The sequence below is a fragment of the Hydrocoleum sp. CS-953 genome, assembly GCF_002260545.1.
GTDB lineage: Bacteria > Cyanobacteriota > Cyanobacteriia > Cyanobacteriales > Microcoleaceae > Trichodesmium.
Window position 1 is genome coordinate 1 of record NZ_LGSU01000931.1, and the last position, 5,502, is coordinate 5,502.

General features: G+C 33.6%; 5 protein-coding genes. 2 read left to right on the forward strand and 3 right to left on the reverse strand.

The features are described from left to right. Positions 1-450: 450 nt before the first annotated feature. Positions 451-1,059 (forward strand): helix-turn-helix domain-containing protein, encoded by a 609-nt coding sequence (locus AFK68_RS12715; protein ID WP_094673135.1) that lies wholly within the window; start codon positions 451-453, stop codon positions 1,057-1,059. Positions 1,060-2,485: 1,426 nt separating this feature from the next. After that, positions 2,486-2,878: a peptidylprolyl isomerase gene (locus tag AFK68_RS41600; RefSeq protein WP_246844152.1), complete on the forward strand. Its 393-nt coding sequence runs from the start codon at positions 2,486-2,488 to the stop codon at positions 2,876-2,878. A 652-nt stretch (positions 2,879-3,530) separates the two neighbouring features. Here AFK68_RS41600 and AFK68_RS12725 read toward each other — a convergent pair. From AFK68_RS12725 to AFK68_RS12735, 3 genes are all read right to left on the reverse strand, one after another. After that, on the reverse strand, positions 3,531-3,713 hold the full coding sequence (locus AFK68_RS12725; RefSeq protein WP_094673137.1) for a hypothetical protein: 183 nt from the start codon (positions 3,711-3,713) through the stop codon (positions 3,531-3,533). A gap of 32 nt (positions 3,714-3,745) precedes the next feature. After that, the gene (locus AFK68_RS12730) at positions 3,746-4,093 is read right to left on the reverse strand and encodes a WD40 repeat domain-containing protein (RefSeq protein ID WP_094673138.1); all 348 of its coding nucleotides are present in this window, start codon (positions 4,091-4,093) and stop codon (positions 3,746-3,748) included. Between the two features lie 80 nt (positions 4,094-4,173). After that, the gene (locus AFK68_RS12735; RefSeq protein WP_094673139.1) at positions 4,174-4,698 is read right to left on the reverse strand and encodes a ferric reductase-like transmembrane domain-containing protein; all 525 of its coding nucleotides are present in this window, start codon (positions 4,696-4,698) and stop codon (positions 4,174-4,176) included. Positions 4,699-5,502 lie beyond the last annotated feature (804 nt).

Below are 5,502 nucleotides of genomic sequence, written 5' to 3' on the forward strand. Positions count from 1 at the left end.
AACCAATCATTGCTAGAAAGTATTTGTTGAATCCAAACATCCGTGCGAACAGGAATCGAAATTTTCCCAGTGCTAGTAATATTAGAGTCAAAATAACGCCGAAAAAAATAAATCTTAAGAAACTGAAATTATTACAAAACCTAGGTTTGTAGAGCCTAAATTTCTCAAAAGTTAGTTACATGATGGTTTCAGATAAGATGTTTTTCTAAAAACACAATCCTGTGAATCATTCCCCTAATGTATTCTGGAAAATATCAGGATAGTTAACAAAATTTAGTAGTTGATCTTCTATGGTTAAGGAATTCATATTTTTCTGATAAGGCGGAAAGCTAATTCCCAAATAAATTTGCTCAACATTGATATCAAAAACTGCATAAGTGCTAAGAGTTCAGAAATACTCCTGGTTGTAGGAAATAGCAACTGGAATTGTAAATACTTAATCAGAAACCTATGTTGTCTAATCAATTGAACTGCAAAACCGAAACAACTCAGTTATCCGTAAACGGTAACTACTTAACATCTTTTCAGCGACAACACTTACAGAAGAATTTGAATGATGACCTACCGTGGCAGTATCGCCAGAGAATTGAAATTATTCTTCTAGCAGATGAGGGTAAAACCCAGAGTGAAATCTGTGAAGCTATAGGTTGTGCTCCAGGTACAGCTCGGCATTGGATACTAATAGCTAAGTCTGGTCAAGCCCATAAATGGAAAGATCATCCGATAGGTCGTCCTCAAGAAGTTAACCAACAATATTTAGAACGTTTGAAAGAGTTGGTAACTAATAGCCCTAAAGAATATGGTTATGTCTTCAGGCGGTGGACTGCTAATTGGTTAGGAAAACATTTAGCCAAAGAATTTAGTATCAAGTTGAGCGATCGCCATATTAATCGACTGTTAAAACAAATGGGGCTATCCACTAAAGGAAAACGACCTCAAATGGAGCAAACTACCGATCGAGATTACAATGGTAAAAACATTGTAATTCAGGATCTTAACTCAGAGCTAAATCTTGACCCATATTTGAGAACATTAGCTTTCGAGGCTGCTAATAACTAACAATAAATATGTGGTACTAAGACATTTTCTAGAATATGAAGCGTCAAAAAAATAGTCTAGATATCTAGACTATTAATTCATTATGTCTTTCAGCTCTCCACTTTCATAAAAGAAATATCAAACTGTTTGAAAATATTAGCAACAATCAAGTGTTTTTCGGAGCAATTTTTGCTATTTCCGANATATGTGGTACTAAGACATTTTCTAGAATATGAAGCGTCAAAAAAATAGTCTAGATATCTAGACTATTAATTCATTATGTCTTTCAGCTCTCCACTTTCATAAAAGAAATATCAAACTGTTTGAAAATATTAGCAACAATCAAGTGTGGTTACCTAAAATATTAGCATTTGGTTATTTAAGAGTGTTAGTTGACTACTTTCTACTTTTAATAAAATTAATGCTCAAAAAAAATGTTAGTCCAGAGATTGTAGCCTATCAAAATTCAATTTTTAGGTAGTAGGAGTATCCTATTTTGATCGTCAGTAAGACCCTCCTTCTACCTCAAATAAATCAAGATAAAATCAGTTTATACATCAACTAAATTTAGAAGCAAAAATGCAATTTAAAAGTTCTAAAAAATTAGATACTGACCTAGTTACAGTAGAAAAAAATTATCTTGATTATCGTGTCTCCAATTAACAGCAAACGGCTGGAAATTAGGAAAAATTAAGAGTCAGGAGTAATTTTTTAGTTTTGTGGTGAAGACCTAACTTCAGGCTAGAAGCATTATGGGTTCATTAATTAATAATTATCCATTAGGTAAAAAATCCCTAACGTTACCTGTGGTGTGTACAAGCTTGTTGGGGTCAAGAATCCCCACTAATATTGATTCTGTCTCTAGAATTTTTCTCTCTTGACTGCTTTTTCAATGAGAAAAAAATAGAGAATAATCTAGTGCATATTATCGAGTAAATTTATGTTAGAAAGTATTACTATTACACCAGAAGATATTCTCAAGCAAGTTAAATTTTCTTTGAAACTTTCAGAAACTATAGAAGGAATAATTACCCGCAAAATCATCAAAATAGCAGCAGAAGATGCAGGCATTGAAGCAAAACCAGAAGAACTTCAAAAAGCAGCCGATGCCATACGGGTAATTAATCAGCTACATGGTGCTAAGGAAACATGGGCTTGGTTACATAAACATAGTTTATCTATAGATGACTTGGAGGAAATGGCTTACTATAGTTTTTTATCTGGTAAATTAGCAGATCATTTATTTCAGGATAAGATAGAGCNTTGGTTACATAAACATAGTTTATCTATAGATGACTTGGAGGAAATGGCTTACTATAGTTTTTTATCTGGTAAATTAGCAGATCATTTATTTCAGGATAAGATAGAGCCATATTTCTTAGAAAAAAAATTAAATTATGGTGCTGCATTTATCTATGAAATTATTTTAGATAATGAAGATTTGGCAATGGAATTATTCTCTGCTATTCAGGAAGGAAAAAAGACTTTTTCTGAAGTTGCTTATCAGTATATTCAAGAGGAAGAATTACGACGTGCTGGTGGATATCGAGGAAGAGTAAATTTTCGAGAATTAAGACCTGAAGTTTATCCAGTAGTTTTTGCTGCTAAATCCCCCCAACTTATTAAACCTATAGTAACTGCTTACGGGGTACATTTAATTTTTGTGGAAGAAATTGTTCAACCGGAGTTAACAGATAAATTACGTTGTCAAATTATGTCTCATTTGTTTAATGAATGGATAAAGGAGCAAATTGAGAAGGTTGAGGTTATTAAGAAATGTAGTTCAACTTTAACTAGCTTAGTTAATATTAATATTTCTGAGCCTCAGCTATATAACTAGCCATAAAATTAACATATTTCCCGTAAGCATTCAGCTATTAGCACCTCAGCAGTCAGCTAATAGTCGAGCCAACCTACAGGACTGATTAAAATTAGTTGACGAGCTTTTTCTTGATATTTCACTTTTTGGAAATTACAGCACTTTTGAGGATGCTGAGGTACAGTTTTTGCAGTTCAGCCTTCGTTTGCTGTAACAAGCAGGATGCTTGTGTTACCAAAATNTTACAGCACTTTTGAGGATGCTGAGGTACAGTTTTTGCAGTTCAGCCTTCGTTTGCTGTAACAAGCAGGATGCTTGTGTTACCAAAATTACTAATAGACTGGAAGTCTTTGCTTTGTTTTGTACCTCACTACCTCCGAAATTGCTCTAATTTCTTCTGACAAATGTAGGGGCGATTCGCGTAATTAGGAGCATTCCGGCACGGAAATCTCCCCTACTATATATCTTAGTTATGTGTAAGTCTTGTTAATACTATTTTTCGATTTTAAGAAAAATAGTATACCTATTTCACTTTTAAATTATCTCAAATCCGCTGGGCAACGGAAGTGATATAATTCTACCATCAGAAAAGAGCGAAAACTCCTAGTTTATGCAGGGTTTGGAGACCAAACCCCTACGCTCTTGAATTCTACCGATACTACCGGATTTGATATTACAACCATCCTTGCCAAGGATCGACCTTCAGTACACCTGTTGATGTCATTACCACCCGGAATACTCCCAAAGGTTGTTTCTGGGTTATGGCTTCAGAATTAGTATTATTTAATAGCTCTGGTAAAGGAGTTTGCCCAATATAATCTATAGCTTCTTGGTTCATTGGTTCTATACTGATCATCTCATTATCAGCATTAACTTTGATTTGAAATACTAAGTCTTCATACCACCTGGGAGTTTGTCGCCGTCGTGAGCGTTGATCTTATGCAGCAATTCACCATTGCTTACATTGGAAATCTTAATCGTACCATCATAACTACCACTAGCTATAGTTTGACCGTCAGGACTAATGTCTACTGTGTAAACCCATGATTTATGTTTTGCCAGAATTTGCTCTGGTACAGTTTGTTGTGCTACGTCTGAAACAGGATTCTTGACTGATACTAATCGCGATCGCGAGAACCAAAAAGCTCCAATAGATCCTAGAACAATTAATCCTATTACTGTGTAAGTATTATTAAAGAAAGGTGAGTTTTGTTTAGATTTTTTCGCTGCAACCATTATTTATCTCCTGAAATTTAATATTGAATACGTTGATTTATCTCAATCTAAGTTAGCTTTAATTCTTATTTGTTGGGTTTTTATTTTGATAATTGATTTTGACGCTCTTTCCATTTTCTGGCAATAAATAAAACTGCTATACCTATAATTCCAACCATTCCAAATGGTGTCAGGTGTGTCCAATGACCCCACATTTTGTCGATTATGTGCCAGACTAACAGAAATAATGCTAAGTAAGTTAGTTCATGTAATTTCTTCCAATTTTTCTTCATTTTTTTCACACTCCAATCATTAGAAGTAATTGTTAATAGTGTGAAAATAATGAAAGTTACAATTCCTTGTACATATATCCAATAAGTATGAGAGTCAGTAAAATCTAAGGTTCTTTTAGCAACTAACAAAACTCCATGTCCTAAAGCAAGTACAAAGGCAATTACTCCTATTTCTCGTCGGTTTTTCAGCAGGATTTTCCGTATTTCTGTTTGTTTTGTTTGAGGAAAAACAATTCTCATACTTGTTGGTAGTAAAGTCAGGATGTAGCATACTAATGCTAAGAAACCTAAATAGTTGGCTAGTGGCGCTATATCTAACGTTGTATCTAACATAATTGCTCCTTATTTAATTAATAAGTGATTAGCTATGAGTATTCAGCTATCAGTAAGTATTAATTTTGCTTTTCGATCGCGAAGAATTTGCATAAGTTTTAGTTTTATCTTTTGCTCATCTTTAGTTAATATATTGCCGATTTATTTCTGAATTGGCAAGGGTTTTTTCTCTATAACTTAGACGCAAGTTACAAAATTATGTCTCAATTTAAGGGGCAATTAATAGTCATCTCAGCCTCATCTCAGATACCAAATTGATATCTTGTGATGTCTGTTACTAAAGGCTGGTTTTAAATTTTATATCAAATCTGCTTGCTACGAAATCGGAGTAACAATAAACCGGGTTTGTGGGAGGTCAATGGTAGAGACGTTGCATGCAACGTCCGTACAAGAGCATTTGAGACAAACCCGGTTTCTCTGCTTTTTTATACCGATAGTACCGGATTTGATATTACTCAAAGCTTTCTTTACTCTCAATACAGCCCTCAAAAAAACTACCAGAATATCTGCAAAAATAGCTATTAAGCCTCTATTTCAGATAAATATTTACCCTTAAGCTTTTAATTTAAAGAAATCTTTTCTGAGGAGTTTAGAAAAGACATAATTATTTTAGTTAATTAACTTCTTTAATAAATCTGACTAAAAGAATATTACAGGCGCTGTATTTTTGGGGACATCTCAACTAACTATTGAGGATAAATATTTATCTCAATAATATTATAAATAAGCTTAAGTGATAAAAAGACTTTTTTTTAATCTCGATCAGGGTAACAATCAAGGATAAAACTCTTATCTTACAATATC

Coding starts and splice junctions, on each gene's coding strand:
- AFK68_RS12725 (WP_094673137.1), bottom strand. CDS start 3,713: ATGATCAGTATAGAACCAATGAACCAAGAAGCTATAGATTATATTGGG.
- AFK68_RS12730 (WP_094673138.1), bottom strand. CDS start 4,093: ATGGTTGCAGCGAAAAAATCTAAACAAAACTCACCTTTCTTTAATAAT.
- AFK68_RS12715 (WP_094673135.1), top strand. CDS start 451: ATGTTGTCTAATCAATTGAACTGCAAAACCGAAACAACTCAGTTATCC.
- AFK68_RS41600 (WP_246844152.1), top strand. CDS start 2,486: ATGGAATTATTCTCTGCTATTCAGGAAGGAAAAAAGACTTTTTCTGAA.
- AFK68_RS12735 (WP_094673139.1), bottom strand. CDS start 4,698: ATGTTAGATACAACGTTAGATATAGCGCCACTAGCCAACTATTTAGGT.